The sequence below is a fragment of the Campylobacter concisus genome (assembly GCF_003048985.1).
Taxonomy (GTDB): domain Bacteria; phylum Campylobacterota; class Campylobacteria; order Campylobacterales; family Campylobacteraceae; genus Campylobacter_A; species Campylobacter_A concisus_AY.
In genome coordinates this window covers 78,709-98,077 of record NZ_PIRS01000005.1, presented here as the reverse complement: position 1 = coordinate 98,077, position 19,369 = coordinate 78,709, and the positions used below count along the sequence as shown (strand labels likewise).

Genomic DNA, 19,369 nt, shown 5'->3' with positions numbered 1-19,369 from the left:
TCCATTAAAGGATTTTTCATGACAAAAGACATTAAACAGGAACTTGAAGTCGATGATTTTAATGAGTTAAATCATCTAGGAATAAAGTTTTATTATCAAGACAAGATAAAAGAACTATCTGATGATATAAAATATTGTCTCACAAAGGGATATGAGAGAGCCACAACTGATAAGAGTAAAGATTGCTGGCTAAAGATATGCTTTAATCTTTTTGGCCTATTTCCATACTCTGTCCATTTGCCTGGAGCTAAAAAGCTTGATAATATAATAGATGAGCGACTTAGTGCCTTAAAATTCAAGGCCGATACTACCCAAAGACCTGCCGTCCCGATAGATGATGATCTGCCTGTAAAGGAGATAATAAATAGTTTTTGTCCAGCTGTACCAGAGAAAAAACCAGCCCATAAGAAAAAGAATGCTAAAGAAATTCCTAGTGACAATACAGTAGAGGTAAAAGATGGGCTTATTGTTTTTGGTGTTTTTGTGCCACATTATACTGTGTCAGAGATATTAAACTATACCGAAAAGAAAAAGAAAACCAAAATAAAGCCAATCAAACCTAACAAAGATTCACTAAATATAACAACGATAGAAGATTTAGTTGAAAACTATTTAGAAAGTGTTGGATCAAGACAAAAGTTTAGCGAAAGCACAAAAAAAGAATACAGATTTGTATCAAAACTACTTCAAGAATTTCTTGATAGTAAAAGCATTGGGATAAATGATATAGATTTAATTGTAGCTGAAAATTTTCAAGATAGTCTTTTAGATTCTAAAGATGAAACACGAAAACGTGGCGAAAAAAGAGTGAATAATATAGTTGGCTTTCTTTCAAAAATTTTTGAAAGAGCTGTAAATTTAGGCCTTATTGAAACTAATTATTTTAGCATGATATCACTTGTACGTTTTCGCATTAATAAAAAAACTACTAAGCGAAATTTTACTGTGGATGAATTAGGATTATTATTTTCAGGACAACATGGTATCGAAAAAGAAATATTAGACTATTTTCGGTTCAAACTACATGTTGGACTTCGTATGGAAGAATTCTTTAGATTAAATGAAAATAGTTTCATAACAGAGACAATAGATGAGCAAGCATATAATTGTGTCATTATAGATACAGCAAAAGGCAAATACAGTAGTGAATCCAAAAGAGTAATTGTCCTACATGAAAATATCAAAGACTTACATAATTATAAATGGGTTAAAGCCATAAAAGAAAAATACCCTACAATAAAGTCTTTTAATAAGAAAGTCAATGGTTGCATAAGAAAAGTTATAAGTGATAAAAAAGTTAGTGATCATCGCTTGAGAGGCAACTTTGCTAAGAAATTAGTAGAATATGATCATATAAACAACATAAGTGACTCCATTGTAAATGTTGCAGATGAATTAGGCCACAATACAAATAAAAACAATAGAAAGAATCTTGAAGAATATAATGACCTAGTTAGGGGAATGATGGGCTATAATCTCTCCGACGCTCTTGACATATACGCCCAATCTCAACTTTTGAAACCTAAACTAAGAGACATAAAAGCATTTGATGAATATTCAGGTATTTTCAAATACTTAGATATACCAAGTAATAAAATACCACACATTAAATCAAATAAAAATAATAAAAATAATAAAAAGGACAAAAAATGATAATCATTCATAACAATGAACTTTTGTTCAGACCTGCTTACTCAGACGAACTTTATATATTTGATGATCCGTTTGAGACTGTTAATGATTGGCTTGATGCGATGATCATTGGCTTAAAACAAGAATGCCCTTTTGTTTTAAGCGGTTCATCTCTTGGCGAATTTACTACAGAAACGAGTGATTTCACAATAGGTGGCGAACAAGGCGAGGCATTGACTTACCAAAATGTATTAGATTTTTGTAAAGAGCTATACGATGAAGTCTTTAAGATCAGGGGCAAGCTAGTTGGGCTCTTTTGTCAGTCCATAGGCTGCACAGACAAAGAGGAATTTGACGAAATTTATCAAAAATTCAATAAAAAACTTGATGAGTTTAAAAAAATTCTAGACAAGTTTAAAATACCACAAGGCTTAGATATGCAATATGGCTTCAAGCAGTCCATGCCTTCTTATATTTATTAAAGCTATGCTTATTTTTAAGAATGAGCTTAGTAAAAGTTAAATAGAATTATTCACTTTGAATAGTTCTATTCTTTAAAAATAAAAAAGGAATGTAGTATGGAGACTAAATTTTGTCCATTTTGTGGTGAGACAATTAACAAAGATGCTATTAAATGCAGATTTTGTGGTAGCTTCTTAAATGAGGAAGCCAAAAATCAAGCAAGAGAACAAATGAATAGCCAAAAAAATATGGCGAATAATTTCCCATATCAAAACCAAGCAAATAGTAATGAAATCCCGCTTGGTTTTATAAAAACGTGGGATGGAGAAATAATCCTAAAGCCACAAGGCTTCAACTTTTGGGCATTTATATTTGGACCTCTATACTATACCGGATATGATAACCTGCTATATATATCTCTAGCAACTATATCAACAGTTTTATTATACTTCTTGATTAGTATAGGCATAAAAAATGATAGTATGGAAATGATTAATATTGTTTATGTGGTTTATTCAATCGGTTTGACCGTGGCACAAATCATAGCGGGTGCAATAGCAAATAAGGTTCTTCCAGTAAAAACAGTTAAATTTAATTATGGCTGGGCAATTGGTGCATTTTTAGTATTGCTTATTGCACAATTGATATCTCTAAGACTATTTTTTTAGTAGGATTTGAGCATGAATAACAATCTAGTCAAATGTCCTTTTTGTGCTGAAGAAATAGAAAAAGACTTGGAGTTTTGTCCTATCTGCGATACACAGCTAAAAACACAGTGCCCTTTTTGCAAAGAAGAAGTAAAGACAAATGCTACCAAGTGCAGATTTTGTGGTGAAACCTTGCACTTTATGCCAAAAACCAAAAAAGAGATCATTAAAGAGCAAGAAGAGAATGAAAGAAAAAGGCTGCGAAAGTTAGAAGAAGAAGCAAGAGAGGAGCAGCTAAGAAAAGAAAAAGAAGAAGAGGCAATTCGCTTGAGAGAGCAAAGACAGCGTGAGTTAGAAGAAGCTAGACTTGCTGAGGAAGCCAAAAAAAGAGAAAACAAAGAGCAACTAAAAAAGCATATAAAAAACTATAAATTTATATATGCTATATCTATTTTTATACTTGCTGTAGCGGTAGCTTCTGCATTTATATTCTTAGGAAATCCAAGTAGATATGAAATTTATAGCCTAGAAAATGAATGCGAAAATCAAAATGGTGATAGTTGTATGAAGTTGGCATACTTTTATAACAAGGAGCATGACACTGCATCAAAGCTGTATGCAGACAAAGCGATAAGTCTTCTAAAAGAGAAGTGTAAATCTGACTCTAAAGCCTGCTATCAACTAGGCCTGCTTTATGAACATGGCGACTATCAAACTAGTAGTTTTACTTTAGAGAAGATAAAAAATATAGATTATAAAGAGGCTTATGAATATTACAAAACATCTTGCAAATCAGATAATACGCAAGCTTGCGATAAGCAAAAAGCACTTGAAGACGATGCAAAAATTGCTTGCGAGATAGGGATAAGCGATGGCTGCATAAAACTGGCTAAAGATTATGAACAAAAAAACGACCTAGAGCATGCAAACGAGATCTATACAAAGCTTTGTAACAATAACGACAAAGAAGCTTGCAAGGCTTTAGCTGGCAATCTATTAAAAGGTAATCCCTCTGAAAAAAATATAAAAGTAGCTTATGAGATATATAAAAAAGTTGATGCCTCTAAAGCAAATACAGTTTTTAACGGCGAACATGGATGCCTTCTAAACAATAGTCTTGCTTGCTTTGAATTGGGATTAGAATATAGCAACAAGGGTGATTACAAGAAAGCGAATGAATATTATGAAATGGGGTGTAATTTAGGAAATGGCGAATCTTGCACTAATTTAGGCGTTAATTACCAAATGGGAAAAGGAGTCTCAATGGATATAGACAAAGCAAAAGAGTTTTACCAAAAAGCTTGTGATATTAAAGATGGTTTTGCTTGCCAAAACCTAGCTTTTGTATATTATATAGTTGAAGAAAAGATAGATAGTGCTGCTATAAATTTTGAAAAAGCTTGTAATCTTGGTATGGCTAAATCTTGTGGGTATGCAAGCGAACTTTTTAAGGATGACGCAAACATCTTTAAGGATCTAAAAAAAGCTATCGAATTTGCTAAAAAAGGGTGCGATCTAAAAGATGGCAAGAGCTGCTTTATCCTTGGTGCTGGATACGGGGAAGGTGAAGGTATAAAAAAAGATCTTAAAGAGGCAAATAAATACTATCAAAAAGCTTGCGATCTAAATAACGATGCTGATGGATGTGCAAGTCTTGGCTATAACTATAAATATGGCTATGGGATAACTAAAGATCTAACTTTGGCTAATAAATATAATCAAAAAGCTTGTGATGCAGGAAGTGGTAGAGGTTGTAACTATCTTGGCGTAAATTATAGAGATGGCGCTGGCTTTGAAAAAAATATGCAAAACGCATACTCTTACTTCAAAAAATCTTGTTATGACTACAACTATGCTAGGGGATGCACAAATTTAGGCGAAATATTATGCAAATATGGCAATTATACCAATGCAAAACAAGAAGCACAAGACGCGCTAAATAAAGCATACTATAAACTAGGCGACAAGAAAGCACTAGATATACTTAATCAATATTTTAGCTACTAAAAACTCATGGGAAGCTCTCCCATGAGTAAATTTACATCTTATAAAACCCCCTGCCAAAGATCTTTATCTTCATCATTTGCTTCGTTTGCTTCTTGAACTAAAACATTTAGTCTTTTAAGCAGTGCGTCGAGCTTTTGATTTAGCACTGGCACTTCAGACTTCTTCTTTGTCACTATGTCTTGCTTTATGAGTAAAGAGCGCCTTTTAAATAGCTGCTCGTTATATACCAAAATTTCATTATCCCCAAGAGTTACATTAGTAAAACTACTACCGATGCCAAGCTCTTTTTGGTAGCTTAGCTCAGCCTTTAAAAGATCCTTTTCATCTATAAATATAGGTGAAGCTTTATAAATTTTACCATCGTGGTAATACTCAAATTTTTTTAACTTGCTAAAGTCTTTATCCTCTCCGCTGGCGTATTGTCTGACCGAGTTTTTAAAGAAGTATTGATTGGTTAAATTTCCCACCAGCTCTTTATATCTTGAGTCGCTACCAAGGCTACTTTTTAGCACATCTTCATTTTGAAAGGCGAGTATGAGTTCGACCCTAGCCTCTCTTAGCACGTCAGCGTGCAGGTCCGTTGATGGATTTAGCACACGCTGCGCTTCATCTATAAAGATACTAACTGGCACCTTCTCTTCATTTGCTATGCGTTGCGCCATATTTGAAAGGGTGGAATTTAACATAAGCTCAACCGCACTATCCTTTAGTCCTTGAGAATTTACAACGACTATCTTTCCTTCATTTAGTAGCTTGCTTATGCTATTGCCATGATAGTTTAGCATCTCATCGTCAGCTATGCTTTGCAAGGCAAAAAGCATAAATGTGTAGTTTGAGAAAAGCCTTGCTTTTTGTGACTCTTCATCATTTCTTACACCTTCATACTCCTTAAAAGCTTGTATGAAATTTTCAGATTTTTCATTAAACTCGCCTAATGCCCAAATTTTCTCATTTAAAGAGCTAGCCAAATGTCTTCTTTTGCTTATGCCTTTTGCAAATGCCGTGTCGCTTTTTACATGATCATCTACCAGTTTAACTAAGGCATAAAATTTTTTAAAGTCACCTAGCTGCTGGGTTGATTTACATAAATTTGCAAAGCTTGGCTTTATATCTTTTGCTCTGTTTTCTATATATGGGGTGCAAAAACCTTGCTCTGTAAGGTCACATATCGCCTTCATCGTTGAAAGAGACTTTGTAGCGATATTTGCCGCTAAATTTCCCCAAAAAGGATCACGCTTTGTGCCAAATGTCTTTTGAAAGAAATTCATCAATAAACTCTCACTTGCATCATCCATTATGTTTATTTTGTTCCCCCATGGCACATTTATCATTACGACATCTTTTAGTCTGCCATGCTTCTTGGCTAGAAATTTAACCTTTTTATGCTCAACTCCTTTATAGTCAAAGACAAGCATCCCATGCCCTACTTTTATACGCTCATCCATCGCTGGCAGGATCGCTGAAGTGGTCTTGCCACAACCTGTTTGCCCTGTTATCATCGCATGCGTAAAGCTAATAGGTATGCTAAGAGCATTTGAAGCAGCACAGAGGGCTGCACCTTTTGTATTATTAATTAGTGAAAAAACTGACATATTATTCTCCTTTATTAGTTGATATTATTTCATTGGCTAGGCCATAAGCAATGGCTGATGATGCGTCTATATAGCAGTCCCTATCTGTGAGTTGCTCTATCTTTGCTATTTTTAGGTTGCTGTTAGCCTTTATCATCTCATTGACTTTTGATTTGATTTTTAAAATTTGATTTGCGATTAGTTCGATGTCGCTTGCTTGACCAGATGCACCACCAAGAGGCTGATGAAGCATGAGGCTTGAGTTTGGCAACATATAGCGCTTATCTCCGTTTAAAAATATGAGTGCAGACATAGAGGCAGCTAGCCCCACGCAAAATGTATTTATTGGTGATTTTACGGTCTTCATAAAGTCGATTAGTCCAAAGCCATCATATATCGAGCCTCCAGGGCCACTTATATATATGTTTATGTCGCTTTGATCTAAGCTGTCAAGATACAAAAGTGTCTTTTGTGTAGTCAGGCAAATTTCTTGATCGATCTGCCCATATAAAAAGATATTTCTATCAGCTAGCAAGCTCATGTGAATGTCGGCGAAATTTAACTTGTCAAACTCTGCCATCTTCTCTCCTTGTTTTGATTTTTGTGAGAGAAGTTTAAGATAGTAGATGAGTCTTTAAATTCCACCTATTGCTTCTAGAGCCGGTGGCTTGGTAGTTTATAAAAGCTCTATATCGTTTATGTGATGTCCTAAAGCAGGAGATCTTTTTTCATCGATGAATAAGTTTAAACTCTTTCCAAGGAGATCTTCAAAGTAAATTTTAGCTAGCTCTTTAGAGTTTTTATATTTAAACGTAGCATGCACAGCAAGGTATAGTCCGTAGATATCATCTATAAGCCACTGCCTTGCGTATCTATCTTTGTTTAATTCAAAATTTTTGTAAGAAAGATCATTTTTTAGATTATCTAGCTCCTTTTTAAATTTGCTTAATACAAAAATATTTTCATCTTTAATGGATTTATATATAAGCTCAGGATCTAAAAGCAAGCTATCATCTAAAGATCTTAAGCGCTTTTTAGTAGGGGTGGTTTTTATTTTTATCACATTTTGCTTTATTTTCCAAATTTCATCATAAATTTGATCAAAGTTACCAAAAAATGCGGGTGAAAATATAACCAAGGCATCATCTTCTCTAAAACTTATATATCTATCTTTAAAAATTTCAAGCTCAAAAATTTCTGATCCCATATTGCTAAAAACTAGCGTTTGATTGTCCCTATCTAGCCCCATCACAAAGCCTCTTTTTATGATCAAAACATTCATGCATTTTAAAAATCTCTGAACTTTTGCCTCGTCATAAACATAGCTTAAAAGATAAAGCGTCATATCATCTGGCTGACTACTTGAAAAGTCTTTGTATTCGCAATCCCAAAGGTAATTTCCTGGTCTTAAACACATCATTATAAAAGCAGCGTCTTGCATATATGCAAATTTTTTATCATCGCCTATTGATCTATTTTTTAGAGATTTTACATGCTTTTCTAGGTATTCGTTTGGAGCTAGGATGTAACTATTTTTATCGTTTATATGCTGTTTTTGGCTCAGTGATAAATTTCGATCTAGCTTTATAAGTGCATACTCTTCACATACTTTTTTTAGCTTTATATTTATTTGCCTTCTTTTGCTGTCTGTTTTTTCATCAAAATTTTTAATGTAGCCACGAAGTCTTGGCACATTTACTATTAGATCTTCGTCTTTACCACAAACTTTGCAAACTTTATCCATAAATTTTTCAGTCTGCTTATCTCTTTCTTTATCAACCAACTTTTTAAGTATAGGTAGATCATTTTCTTTACTAAAATCATAAAATTTACCAACAAAAAGAGAGAGCGCATATGTATTTACAATAGAGTTTAAAATAGGTGTTTGATTTATTTTTAGGCTATTATTTGGTTGCCTTTTACTTCCATCATTAAAAAGATCATATTCAACCTCGAATGACATATTTTATCCTTGTAGTTTTTTTGATATTGCCTGTAGTGTTTTGACAGACTGTATCCACCAAAATTCTATCTATATTTTTATTAGTTTTCCAAAAAACAAAGCAATAATATTGCTGAAATGATAAGTCTCATAGCCGTCTGTTCTATTTTGAAGCACATAGGTTGATTGAACACCTGTATCTATAATGTATTTGAAATTGCTAGTAGCACCTCTTTCTAATCCATATGCCATGCCTTTTTCTATAAGTAAAAATTTGCAAGTATATTATTCATTACGAACTTTATTTAATATAAAATTTATTCTAACTACATAGTTTCTAGGTATGGTTGTCTTTATGGCGAGTAGAAGGTGGTTATAGAAGAGAAATATCCCTCATATGTCTTAGCGTTTGCTCTTTGTTTTTCTCTAGAATTTCTATTAGCCTTGATAAGAGTGGTTCTGAAGCATATTGACAAAGATCTATGATACGACTTATGTTTTGTAAATTTTCATATTCTTTATCATTGTAATTACATTTATTGACCATATCTTTTAAAAAGCTTGAGATATTAAGGTCGTCTATGAAAAGTTCTTGCTCGCTTACTTCAAGGGCTTTTGCTATATAAGGTATAAGCTCGGCCTTGATCTCTCTATTTCCATTGAGATAGTTATATATAGATGGCAGAGACGGCACTTCGCCTGTGCTTTTTAGCCTAGGTTCAAGATCTATAAATTTTTGGACAAAGTCCTTTTTCTTTAACTTTTTACTTCTTAGGATCGCATTTATTCTTTCATAAATTTGCATTTTACACTCTTTGAAATTGCTCTAAATTTAAGAAGTATAGTTGATAAAAAAATACTATATGAATTAAGTATTCAATAAGAATAATTCTAATAAAATTATCCGTATAGTAAATTTATTCTTAATAGTGATAGTTTTTATGAACCAACATACGTAATCAAGTTAATAGGTCTAATTTCAAGAAAAACAAGAAAGGATAAAGATGAAAAAGATAGCTTTTATGTTTGCTCTTTTGCTGTGTTGTGGCTCTGCGTTTGCGTTTGACCCAGTTGTGGGCGATATAACTACTGGATTTAGCAGAGATGACCGTTTGGGAGTTGTCAAAGACGATATATATAAACTGATGTGGCAAGATGGTGATTTGTCGCCACATGAGATGACTCACGACGAAGCCGTTCACTACTGCGAAAATTTAAATTCTGCTGGCTTTAATGACTGGCGTTTGCCTACGATAAAAGAGCTTTTAAGCATCACGGATGATACTAGATTTGAGCCTGCTATAAACAAAGCTTTTAAAAACGTCGCATACGAGACGACGGACCATAGAGGCGAGAGATGGTACTGGAGCCAAACTAAAAGTGCCGGCGCCTCGTCTAGTGTGTGGGTCGTGAATTCCAATGATGGCTTCGTTGGCTGGCGCGACGTTTCCTCTCGCCGCTTCGTGCGGTGCGTCCGGGACTATTGATTTTTGAAAATTTAGATAAAGGAAAAAGTATGAAAAGATATATAGCCGCTTCTTTGCTGCTTTGCGGTTTACTTCACGCAGAAGCTCTAAGCCCTACGTGCTACCGAGATAACGATAAAAACGTAGTGATATGTAACGACAAAAAGCTAGGAAGACTAATGTGGCAGGATGAAAAGCAAGGCTTTAAAGTAACGTGGGATGAGGCGCAAAAGTACTGCAAAACATTAAGCCTAGCCGGATACAAAGACTGGAGGCTACCAACAAAAGTGGAGCTACTAAGTATAGCGGATCATAGTAGGTATAACCCCGCTCTAAATACCGCTTTTAAATACATAGCAGACCCTAAATATTCAGATTACTGGAGCCAAACTAAATACGCCGTCAACTCGTCTTATCCGTGGTTCGTGGGTTTCAGTCTTGGCTACGCTGGCTTGAACTGCGTTTATTGTCGCCCCTTCGTGCGGTGTGTCCGACAGTATTGATTTTTGAAAGGATTTGAAAGAGTTGCGATATAAAAATTTGTCTATATTTAGAGCTTCTATGAGATTTTACGTCTATTTAGAAAACAGTGTGATGAAAAACTTATAAATTTAAAAAGCTTCGTTTCTAACTCATATAAAATGGGCTAAGTAAAAGGTGGCTTTGATAAATGAAAGTCTGGAAAATATCCAAGCGATATATAACTTTAAAAAGTAAAGGAAGATGGATGAAAAAATACATAATTATATCTTTGCTGCTTTGCGGACTGCTTCACGCAGAGGAGTTAAGCACTGCGTGCTACCGAGATAACGATAAAAACGTAGTGATATGTAGCGAAAAGAAACTGGGAAGACTAATGTGGCAGGATGAAAAACAAAGCTTTCAAGGAACGTGGGAGCAGGCGCAAGAATACTGCAAGATAGTAAACCTAGCCGGATACAGAGACTGGAGGCTGCCGACCGAGACAGAGCTGCTAAGTATAACGGAAAGATCCAACCCCACTCTAAATACCATTTTTAAATACATAGCAGACTCCCCATGGTACTGGAGCTCTAACTATAACGCCAACTCGTCTAGTGCGATAATTATGCGTTTCTGGGACGGCATCTCTGGCTGGGAAAACGTTTCTCGTCGCTTCTACGTGCGGTGCGTCCGACAGGATTGATTTTTAAAATTTCTTTTTTAAGAATTTTAGACTTAATGGAGGCGCTTTGAAAAGCCTTTTGCTCCCTTTACGGGAGCTTTTTAAATTTTGGAGAATGAAATGACAAATTTTACGGCAGAACAGATAATAAAAATAAACGAAATTTTTAGCAGAGTTGTCGACTGCAAGGGAAATTTGAAAGTGTTTAAGGATTTTGATTGGGATGCTTGCAAGGGGGACATTATATTATATACAAAAAAAGAAAACCAAAAAGCAACCAATAAAAGATCTTTTTCTGGTAATAATTTTTCTGACAAATTTGAAACTACACTAGAAAAATGCTACAAGGAAACAAATAAAATGTTTCATCTATGCAAAAGCGGTGAAATTGAAAATTTTAGTAACTATATACCAAATATTGAGAAACTTAAAATAGATAGTGATTTTGGGTTAAAAGACCAGTTCAATACAATTGTCTCTATTTTACTATACAAATTTCAAGAGCTTAAAAAAGAGGATTTTGAAATTTTATATGAAGCGTTTTGCGAAATTTTGGAAATTTGCAGTTTTAAATTAAAAGATGCCGACAATAAAACTATCATATATATGAATATATTTAAAAAATTACTTGACTATTTCTGCGGTAATTTTTTAACCAATAAATCCTGGGAATTATCGTACAATCATGATCAAAAATGTATAGATATAGATGATGTCTTAGCCGAAAAACTAAAAGAATGTTATGAAATAAATAAATTCGTTTGTAAGATTAAACTTTTTATAAAAGAAAATTATACACCGCTAAAAAGTCTTGAAATAGACTGGGATAAATTTAAAAATAACCTAGACGATATCAATAAAGAGTTATTTGATAGGAACTCTGGTATTTGGAGGCAGGTTGGCAAAATAGCAGGAGCTTTTTATGGCTTAACTAAAAATGACTTAAAAAACATCATCTACTACGGTGCACCTGGAACCGGCAAAACGAAATTCGTAAAAGACTGCCTTGATATTTTAGATCCGAACCGCGCTAGAACCGAGTGGGTACAGTTTCATAGCGGTTTTGAATACGAGGATTTTATAGACGGCATAAAACCGATCGACATACAAAACGGAAATTTAAAATTGGACTTGACAAACGGCATATTTAAAGAATTTTGCTTAAAAGCAGCACAAAATACTGATGAAAATTTCTTTTTTATAGTCGATGAGATAAATAGAGCCGATATAGCGGCGGTATTTGGCGAGACGTTATCGCTTTTAGAGGAAAATTACCGAGGAGAAAACATAAAGACCAAAAACTTTTCGTTAAACAATCAAGAGTTTTTTATACCTGCAAATATCTATTTCATCGGTATGATGAACGACGTGGATAAGAGCATAGACTGCTTTGATTTGGCTCTTAGAAGGCGCTTTGCGTGGGTTTTGATGGAGTGTAATTATGAGGTTGTAGAGAATGCGACGGATAAAGCCTACAAGACAAAATGTGAAAATTTAAATAACTACATCACTAAAGAAGAGTACCGGCTAAAGGGTAGCAAAAAAACAGATGGCTTAAATTTAGGTAGAGCTTACGAGATAGGGCATTCGTATTTTCTCAAAAAGGAAGCAATGAGTGAGCAACAAATTTGGAATAGGCATATCGAACCGATTTTGCGTGAATATATCAGAACGCAGTTTGGTGACCGTGACGCGGAAGATAAGCTAAATATAGCTAGGGAAATTTTTGTAGGCTAATGCGATGTTTAAAGATAATAGCCTCTGCAGCCAAGAAGATTATAAAAAAGAAATCACCTTTGACAAGCTGGCAAAAGGTAAGACGGACGTCATTTTTTTAAACGGACGACACGATAAATTTAAATCCAAGATAAAAGACGACAAAGATGCGCACTATATTTTAAGAGAGTACAAGAATGGCGGTTTTAAATTCGGCAACTATATAGGTCGTTTTACCTTTGAGGGGCAAGAGTATGTCATAAACTCTCGTTTTGGCAAAGAACTAGAAGCCGAGCTTTTTAAAACTATCGACTCGTCGTTTTTTAACTCTGGCGGTAGCGTCGCGGGCGCAAGCGGCGACATCCCTATGGACTACGTCCTTTACGCCTCGTTTATCAGTCGCTTAAAGCTAGCCAAGCTAAGCGGCTTTCCAAGCGTTTATAAAAAGATTCTTTTTAGAGACTACGCCCTGCACGGAAGCCTTGACGTTAAAAATTTCATCAAAAAAGATCAGCCCTTTACGGGTAAAATTTCAAGCCGAAAAAGCTCGCGAGTGCCTGACGAAGTAGTCGCAAGGGTGCTTTTAAAAGCTTACGATATCTTGGTTAGAAAAAACCCTAAATTCGCACTTTACGACAAAGAAATAAGGAATTTTTTGCTAGCCAATGCTAACGGCGAGATGAAAAGCATCAGAGATATAGATGCGGCTTTGAACTCAAAATCCGTGATGAACGAGCTTTACAAAGACTACAAAATTGCCCTTCAAATCGCTAGGATTATCATTTTGCAAGATTCTAGATATACGAACGAAAGCGCCGTCAAAAATCTAAATTTTGGTTATTTACTGTATGCGCCCAACCTTTTTGAACTTTATGTCGAGAGGCTCATAAGAAGTGTATTAGGCGAATTTGGCGGTAAATTTAGCCTAGAGACTCAGTATAAAATTCCAGGCTTGGATTTGAGACCTGATTTTGCGATAAAAGATGAAGAAGGGAAAATTTTAGCTGTTTTGGATGCTAAATATAGGCATTTTTATAATGCCTATATAGGTGAAACTGATTGCAAGAATTTGCTACAAATAAAACAATACGTGGAGAAAGCCGGTTCAAACACTGGAATTCTAATCTATGCCAAAAGTAACGTCTTTAATGAGCCAAAAAACATAAGACATAGTTCTGAAAACAAAATTTTTATACTCAGTGTATTAACAAATGATAATAAAACATCTGCTGACGAATTTAAAAAGTACCTTAAGAAGATTTTAGAAACTATAAAAGAAAAAAGATAATGTGAAAACATTATAAAGGTTGCAGCGTTTATGGCCATAAGATTGTTGGATACAAAAGCTGTTTTATCCATAGAAGGATATATGGTAAAGATGTTCTTTTAAAAGAAAAAAGATAGTATCGCTGTCTATGTGGATATAAGATAAAAGGCACTATATCATCAAGTGATCCGCTAGTAGTCGAAGTGCTAAGCGGAGAAACATACTGTAAAGATATGCTTTAAAGATAAAAAATAAAATACGTAAAATATGCGATTAGAAAAATGCCTATGTAGCAGATGATGCACAAACAAGCTAGCAGGGGTAGGCATAAAGGACTCATTTAGTCTAGCTCTAGAATATGACTTATATTTTAAAAGAATGTAGGTCAAATCTCTCTTTTACATTAAAAAGCCTCGCAGAGCCCAAAGGTTTAGAGCTCTCTAAACCAATTTGGGCAATAAAATGGTTTAGGCTAATGATTTTTGCCCAAACACATATAATTACTATAAATAGATATTAAATTTAAAGAGGCAATATGTTTAAAAACCAACAAGCAAATATAACATTTGAGCTAGCTAGTAACCGCACAAATGCTCACAATAGCAGAGAAGAAAAACCTGGCTACCTAATGCCAAGATACTATCTAAATGAAAAATATGGCATCTTGAAAAAGCCTGTGAGGCACGTAAGATTAAATAAGCTTAGCTTTGATGACTTATGGCAAAAAAGAAGAGATGAGATGAAGTATGAAATATCACATCTTGGCAAGATAAAGCTGATAGATAAGCATAAGGGCAAAAAACCACTAAAACAAAACTGTCACTATGAATGCGTCATAGGACTAAACGAGCATACGCAACTATCAAGCTTACTAAAATCCATAAAAGCTGTAAGCAAAATTTTAAATATTGAACCCATAAATTTATACATTCATAATGATGAGGGGCACCTTTTGAGAAAGAGCGATAACAAGGAGATATTTCCACTATTTCATGATGAAAATGGCAAACTAGGTGGCACATACATTACAGATAAGGATGGCAGGGCTTATTATATTCATATAAAAGAGAGCATAAATGGCAAGCAATACTATGAAAAAGGGGCTGAACTGGAATATGAAAAATTTGAACCAATATTTCAAAAGCATGCTCATGTAGAATGGAATAGCCTAGTAAATGGCAGAAACCAAATGCAAAGATTCAAAAAGAATACAACTGATCCAAATTTGGACTACAAAACCGTTTTTAAAACTGTATATAACACAAATGCTGAAATTCTGGGAATGATAAAAGGAGATGGTGGCAGTAAGCATAAGAAACTAAAAGCTTTTAGAGTGGCTAGCGAAAATGATAAGCTTATGAAAAAACTAGAAGAGCTAGAGGCTGTCATTGAAAAAGATGAAGCATATATAGAGATCATTACTGGATATAGTGAAGAGCAAAAAGTAAAGGTAGAAGAGCTAGAGCATGAAAATCAAACACTAAGAACAAGGCTTAGCGATCAAGAAAGCTTATATAAAGCTCAAGAGACGAAGCTACAAACTACTAAAAATGAGCTTTGCAAGGCTAATCAAGAGCTTATCAAAAAGAATAGTGAAATAGAGCTTGCAAGAGAAGAGACAAGGCAAGTAAAAGAAGAAATTTATAATCTAGTCATAACTCATGCAAATACAAATATCAAGCTAAAAAGAGAGCTTGAACACTTTGGTATAGCCTTTCCTGTGGAGATTAAGATGCAAGAGCTAAATAGTAATTTAGAGCTACAGCCTTTATAAATTTAAGCTAATAGCGTATTTCTATGAGTAAGGAGTAAGATTATGCTTATATATTGCAAGTATTTTTATGTGATCTTGTTCTATACGAAAGACCACCACATATCCTTTAAAGATAAGATCTCTCGTGTCTTCTCTATTGATTGTTTTATTTTTTCTAAATCTGTAAGGCATATAAGAGATGCTTTTTAACCTTTCTAATAGCTCACAATAAAAAATCCAAGCAGTCTCAATGCTATCCTTAGAGTAAAAATCCAAAATCGCATCAAGTTGGCTTAGAAATTCCTTGCTTAAATAAGGAATTTGCTGCATTTAGGCACCGTATTTTTTAAAAAGAGAATTTACATGAGCATTCATTTCGTCCATTGAGACACACTCTAGCTCTCCTTTATCATCCATATCAGAAATCCTCTTTAGATGCTCTTCGTCCTCTTTGCTAAGATAGTTTTGATGCTCGCCATAGGTTTCAAAAATAGCAGCTGGATCTATTTTAAAAAGTAGAGCCTTTATCGCTTCAAGGGTAGTATTATCTGCAGTTGTTTGAATGTTTATCATGGTAGTCATAAAAGTCCTTTTAAATTTGGGTAGATTATAGCACTTTAGAGTCTTTGATTTTATTAAAATAAAAATTTCTATAGCAAAAATTTTAGAAAAAGTTGTCCTGATAATTGGACAAGTTTTTTATTAAAAATACTCTAAAAGCCTCTTAAAATCACAGAATACTTGTTACAGAGAATTTGAGACTTTGTTACAGAAAATAAGCAAAAATAAAGCTTTAAAATATATAATCTCCATATCAATAAAAAGTCGCATATATCGGGCTTTTGAAAGGTTAAAAAGTGATAAAAGTTATAAAATTGGCGGAGTGTCCCTCTCTGTCCGCCACCACTTATAAACAATCACAAATTTTTACCAACTTTTGCAAACATTGAGCCACGATTTTAACGTTATTTTAAAACTTTATTCAAAAAATTACAAACAATAGCAAACTATTATTATCACAACTTTTTAGCTGACTATTTGGCTGACAATTCAAAAATAGCCAAACTTTTGCCTTAGTCAGCTAAAAGAAAAACAATACCTATACTCTCACACCAATTAGTGATCACAGAATTTAAAAGTTAAAGCCAATAAAAGCTTTTAGCCGGCGCATACAAGCTTTAAAAGTCTAAGAGCCTTGATAGATGTAAAAAATAGAGATAGCACTTCATAGCAATTTTATAAAAACAACCTATTCTTACTATGAGATTTCATCTAAAACAATAGAAAATTTTAGTTAATAAAAGTTGATTTGCTATGAAATTTGAATTAAAAATTCAAGGGCATTGCGCCCTTGAAATTATGACCTAACAGGTGAAAGATAAGGTTTTTCAGAGTGCATAGACATCTCGTTTTGTTGTCTAAATGCTATATACTCGTCTTCACTTAACCTTTTTATGTTAGCTATAGTGATCTTAAGAGGTGTGATACCTGAGAGTGGGTCGTGGTCTTGTGCGTTTGCAAGCTCGTTACCGTCAGCCTCACTATAGTGGAAAGTCGTAAATATCGTACTTTCTCTAAGGTCAGGATTTACGCGAAGTTTAGCTGCTATCCTACCACGTTTATTCTCTACCATTGCATAGCAGCCATCCTCTAGCCCTCTCTCTCTTGCGATATCAGGGCTTACTTCGATTAGCGGACCTTCGATGCCAGCACCATACTCTAGCGGTGGGCACTCTCTTGTCATCGTACCAGTGTGGTAGTGATAAACTTTTCTACCTGTTGTAAATAAGCAAGGATAGACCTCATCAGGTACTTCGCTCATCGCACCTGAGCCTACTGGATAGCCATCAGGTATATGCATTTTAGCTTTAAATTCAGCCTCCATGCTCGCACGCTTATCTTTATCGTCAGCGTAAAGTACTGGAGCTAGGCGGAATTTACCATCAGGTAGCATTGATTTGTGATCGGTATAAAGATCAGGTGTGCCTGGATGATCTTCATCAGGGCATGGCCAGCTGATACCACCTAGTTTTTCAAGTCTATAGTAGCTGATACCGCCAAAGAATTTAGGCATTAGTTTTCTAAGCTCATCCCAAACCTCTTCTGCACTTAAGAAGTCAAATCCCTCAAGTCCCATAGCTTTTGCGATGTTGCAAACTACTTTCCAGTCAGGCTCTACGCCACCTACTGGTTCGCTTGCTTTTCTAGTCCTTTGAACGCGGCGAGATGTGTTGATAAATGTTCCATCTTTCTCGCCCCAACCAGCTGCAGGTAGGACAACGTCAGCCTTTTGAGCACTTTCAGTGAAGAATAGATCTTGCACGATAAAGCAGTCTAGGTGATGTGTAGCATGCACAAAGTGCTCTGTCCAAGGGTCACTCATAACAGGGTTTTCGCCGTAAACGTAAAGCACTTTTAGCTCGCCGCTATCCATCTTATCAGGTGCGTATGTTAGTTTAAAGCCAGGCACTGGATTAAGCTCGAAGTGCCAAACTTTGCGAGCTTGCTCTTGTGCATAAGCGCTATTTACTGGACCTGCTGGGATGACGTTAGGTAGTGCGCCCATATCGCATGAGCCTTGAACGTTGTTTTGTCCACGAAGTGGATTTACTCCAGCGCCTTTTTTGCCTAAATTTCCTGTTAGGATCGCTAAATTTGAAAGCGAGAATACATTTGATGTGCCGTCGCTAAACTGAGTGATACCCATAGTGTAGCAAATAGCAGCACTGCCAGCTTTTGCATACATCCTAGCAGCCTCGGTGATAAGCTCTTTTTTGACGCCAGTCTCACGCTCAAATCTCTCAGGAGTGAAGTCTTTTACGGCTTCTTTTAGGTACTCAAAACCCTCTGCATATTTTTCGATAAATTCTGTATCTTGTAAATTTTCAGAGATGATGACGTTCATCATTGTGTTTAGTGTTTTGATGTTTGAGCCAACTGGAATTTGCAAGAATATATCGGCTTTTTTAGCCATATCGGTGCGTTTTGGATCCACAACGATCATTTTTGCACCACGCTCTAAGCCTCTTTGCATCTGCATAGCGATGATCGGGTGGCATTCGCTTGTGTTTGTGCCTATTAGTAAAAATACATCTGTATCAGTCGCAAATTCAACAAGATCGTTTGTCATTGTTCCGTTTCCAAGGGTGCTGGCAAGACCTGCCACTGTTGGAGCATGTCAAAGACGAGCGCAGTGATCTACGTTGTTACTTCCTAAAGCACGAAAGAATTTTTGAAATACATAGTTGTCTTCGTTGTTTGAACGAGCTGAACTAAAGCCCATGATAGAGCTTGGACCATATTTTTCAACGCTATTTTTAAAAGTTTTTCCTAAAAATTCATAAACCTCTTCAAAGCTAACCTCTTCAAGTTTGCCCTCTTTGTTAAACTCTCCGTTTAGTTTTCTCATCATTGGTTTAGTTAAACGTTTTGGAGAATTTACAAATTCCCAACCAAACATACCTTTTAAGCACAACTCGCCATCATTTACATGGTGGTTCTCAGTCGGCTTTGCATCGACTATCCTACCGTTTTCTACGATAAGGTCTATGCCGCAACCAGTTCCGCAATACGGACAGGTTGTTTGAACAATCTTTTGCATAGATTTCCTTTCAAGTAATATTTCTAATAACTCGGTTATTATATACCTTAGAATATAAAATTATTTTTAAAACTAATATTTTTTTTTAATTTTCTTTTAAGTAAATATGCAAAATTTGCATATTTCTTTGACGCTGAATTTACGGAGCTTTTTGCCGTTTT

General features: G+C 35.0%; 17 protein-coding genes. 10 read left to right on the top strand and 7 right to left on the bottom strand.

What is annotated here, in order from left to right:
• The first annotated feature begins 18 nt into the window (after positions 1 to 18).
• From CVS91_RS04855 to CVS91_RS04840, 4 genes are all read left to right on the top strand, one after another.
• A complete protein-coding gene (locus tag CVS91_RS04855; RefSeq protein ID WP_107830682.1) occupies positions 19 to 1,653 on the top strand; it encodes a phage integrase SAM-like domain-containing protein in 1,635 nt (544 codons plus the stop codon).
• A complete protein-coding gene (locus CVS91_RS04850) occupies positions 1,650 to 2,114 on the top strand; it encodes a hypothetical protein (RefSeq protein ID WP_107830679.1) in 465 nt (154 codons plus the stop codon). The genes CVS91_RS04855 and CVS91_RS04850 overlap by 4 nt, the downstream gene beginning before the upstream one ends.
• A gap of 96 nt (positions 2,115 to 2,210) precedes the next feature.
• Entirely contained in the window at positions 2,211 to 2,762 is a 552-nt protein-coding gene (locus CVS91_RS04845) for a zinc ribbon domain-containing protein (RefSeq protein ID WP_107830677.1), read from the top strand.
• 12 nt (positions 2,763 to 2,774) lie between these two features.
• Positions 2,775 to 4,748, top strand: coding sequence for a double zinc ribbon domain-containing protein (locus tag CVS91_RS04840; RefSeq protein ID WP_107830675.1), 1,974 nt, complete (start codon positions 2,775 to 2,777; stop codon positions 4,746 to 4,748).
• A gap of 38 nt (positions 4,749 to 4,786) precedes the next feature.
• Here the strand turns inward: CVS91_RS04840 and CVS91_RS04835 are convergent, their stop codons facing one another.
• The 4 genes from CVS91_RS04835 to CVS91_RS04820 form a co-directional block, all read right to left on the bottom strand.
• Entirely contained in the window at positions 4,787 to 6,340 is a 1,554-nt protein-coding gene (locus CVS91_RS04835; protein WP_107830673.1) for a TraM recognition domain-containing protein, read from the bottom strand.
• A 1-nt stretch (position 6,341) separates the two neighbouring features.
• Complete coding sequence (locus tag CVS91_RS04830; RefSeq protein ID WP_107830671.1) at positions 6,342 to 6,899, bottom strand: ClpP family protease; 558 nt, start codon at positions 6,897 to 6,899, stop codon at positions 6,342 to 6,344.
• 96 nt (positions 6,900 to 6,995) lie between these two features.
• Positions 6,996 to 8,282: a hypothetical protein gene (locus CVS91_RS04825; RefSeq protein WP_107830669.1), complete on the bottom strand. Its 1,287-nt coding sequence runs from the start codon at positions 8,280 to 8,282 to the stop codon at positions 6,996 to 6,998.
• 352 nt (positions 8,283 to 8,634) lie between these two features.
• Positions 8,635 to 9,066 carry a hypothetical protein gene (locus CVS91_RS04820; RefSeq protein ID WP_002941319.1) on the bottom strand — a complete coding sequence of 144 codons (432 nt, stop codon included), beginning with the start codon at positions 9,064 to 9,066 and terminating at the stop codon, positions 8,635 to 8,637.
• Between the two features lie 199 nt (positions 9,067 to 9,265).
• Between CVS91_RS04820 and CVS91_RS04815 the strand changes: the two genes are divergently transcribed.
• From CVS91_RS04815 to CVS91_RS04790, 6 genes are all read left to right on the top strand, one after another.
• On the top strand, positions 9,266 to 9,748 hold the full coding sequence (locus CVS91_RS04815; RefSeq protein ID WP_103634384.1) for a DUF1566 domain-containing protein: 483 nt from the start codon (positions 9,266 to 9,268) through the stop codon (positions 9,746 to 9,748).
• A gap of 29 nt (positions 9,749 to 9,777) precedes the next feature.
• On the top strand, positions 9,778 to 10,230 hold the full coding sequence (locus CVS91_RS10680) for a DUF1566 domain-containing protein (RefSeq protein ID WP_103634383.1): 453 nt from the start codon (positions 9,778 to 9,780) through the stop codon (positions 10,228 to 10,230).
• Positions 10,231 to 10,478: 248 nt separating this feature from the next.
• Positions 10,479 to 10,892: a DUF1566 domain-containing protein gene (locus CVS91_RS04805; protein WP_159071395.1), complete on the top strand. Its 414-nt coding sequence runs from the start codon at positions 10,479 to 10,481 to the stop codon at positions 10,890 to 10,892.
• A gap of 99 nt (positions 10,893 to 10,991) precedes the next feature.
• A complete protein-coding gene (locus tag CVS91_RS04800; protein WP_103615036.1) occupies positions 10,992 to 12,608 on the top strand; it encodes an McrB family protein in 1,617 nt (538 codons plus the stop codon).
• 4 nt (positions 12,609 to 12,612) lie between these two features.
• On the top strand, positions 12,613 to 13,875 hold the full coding sequence (locus tag CVS91_RS04795; protein ID WP_107830667.1) for a 5-methylcytosine restriction system specificity protein McrC: 1,263 nt from the start codon (positions 12,613 to 12,615) through the stop codon (positions 13,873 to 13,875).
• 514 nt (positions 13,876 to 14,389) lie between these two features.
• A complete protein-coding gene (locus CVS91_RS04790; RefSeq protein ID WP_107830665.1) occupies positions 14,390 to 15,628 on the top strand; it encodes a hypothetical protein in 1,239 nt (412 codons plus the stop codon).
• Between the two features lie 21 nt (positions 15,629 to 15,649).
• Here CVS91_RS04790 and CVS91_RS04785 read toward each other — a convergent pair whose 3' ends face one another.
• From CVS91_RS04785 to CVS91_RS10675, 3 genes are all read right to left on the bottom strand, one after another.
• Positions 15,650 to 15,937 carry a type II toxin-antitoxin system RelE/ParE family toxin gene (locus CVS91_RS04785; protein WP_103571949.1) on the bottom strand — a complete coding sequence of 96 codons (288 nt, stop codon included), beginning with the start codon at positions 15,935 to 15,937 and terminating at the stop codon, positions 15,650 to 15,652.
• Complete coding sequence (locus CVS91_RS04780; RefSeq protein ID WP_103571950.1) at positions 15,938 to 16,189, bottom strand: hypothetical protein; 252 nt, start codon at positions 16,187 to 16,189, stop codon at positions 15,938 to 15,940.
• Positions 16,190 to 16,964: 775 nt separating this feature from the next.
• On the bottom strand, positions 16,965 to 19,208 hold the full coding sequence (locus tag CVS91_RS10675; RefSeq protein ID WP_413784154.1) for a molybdopterin oxidoreductase family protein: 2,244 nt from the start codon (positions 19,206 to 19,208) through the stop codon (positions 16,965 to 16,967).
• Between the last annotated feature and the right edge of the window lie 161 nt (positions 19,209 to 19,369).